This window comes from Streptomyces sp. MnatMP-M17, assembly GCF_900091995.1.
Taxonomy (GTDB): domain Bacteria; phylum Actinomycetota; class Actinomycetes; order Streptomycetales; family Streptomycetaceae; genus Streptomyces.
In genome coordinates, this window is record NZ_FMDK01001148.1 from 1 (window position 1) to 1,098 (window position 1,098).

The 1,098-nt window shown below is 70.5% G+C and carries 1 protein-coding gene; it reads right to left on the reverse strand.

All coding sequences use genetic code 11. From position 1 onward, the window contains the following. Positions 1–264: 264 nt before the first annotated feature. Positions 265–1,098, reverse strand: an 834-nt coding sequence (locus GA0115259_RS37150; protein ID WP_176732784.1) for a penicillin-binding transpeptidase domain-containing protein, incomplete at its 5' end; no start/stop codon positions are given.

Sequence of the window (1,098 nt, forward strand, 5' to 3'; positions counted from 1 at the left end):
CCAGCCGTACGAGGAGGACCGGCTGCTGGAGGTCGCCGCCGCGTACCAGGCCGTGACGGACTGGCACACCCGGCGCCCGGCGGACCCGGCGTCCGCTCCGGCAGGACGGACCGCCCAGCGGATGGCCGTCGCCAGGCCGCGTATCACGGCGGAGGAGGCGGCGGCGCAGAGCGCGTAGGAGCTGCTGGCCTCACGTGGTTCCCGCACGTGATTCCCTCGCCTGATCCCCCCTGGCGGTGAGCCAGTGGGGGATCGGGCGAGAGGTCACTTCAGGGCCGCCGTCATCATCTTCTGTGCGATCGGAGCGGCCAGACCGTTGCCGCTGACCTCCGAGCGCGCCGCGCCCGAGTCCTCGACCACCACCGCGACCGCCACCTCCTTGCCGGTGGCCTGGTCCTTCGCGTACGAGGTGAACCAGGCGTACGGCGTACGGCTGTTGTCCACGCCGTGCTGCGCCGTGCCCGTCTTGCCGCCCACCTCGGCGCCGTCGATCCTGGCGTTCGTCCCCGTACCGTCCTCGACCACCGTCACCATCGCGCTGCGCAACTGCTCGGCCGTGGCCGAGGAGACGATCCTGGTCGTGTCGCCGTCCCGGTACGACCGCAAGGTGTCACCGCTCGCGTCCACCGCCTTCGACACCATGTGCGGCGCCGCCAGCATCCCGTCATTGGCCAGGGCCGACGAGACCATGGCCATCTGGAGCGGAGTCGCGGTCACATCGAACTGGCCGATGCCCGTCAGCGCCGTCTGAGCCCGGTCCATGCCGGACGGATAGACACTCTCCGAGGCCCGCACCGGCACGTCCTGGGTGGTGTCGTTGAAACCGAACTTCTCCGCCATGGCCCGCACCTTCTCCTGGCCGAGCTCGTCGGCCATCTTCGCGAAGACGGTGTTGCAGGAGTACGCGAGGGCGGTACGGATGGTGGCGTTCTCGCACGGCGCCGAGCCGTTCTCGTTCCGCAGGACGGTGGTCGTGGTGGGCAGTGTGTACGGATCGGGGCTGTCGGTCGGTTCGTCGACCGAGCTGTACAGCCCGTCCTCCAGCGCCGCCGCCGCGACGACCAGCTTGAAGGTCGAACCGGGCGGCAGCGGCTGCCG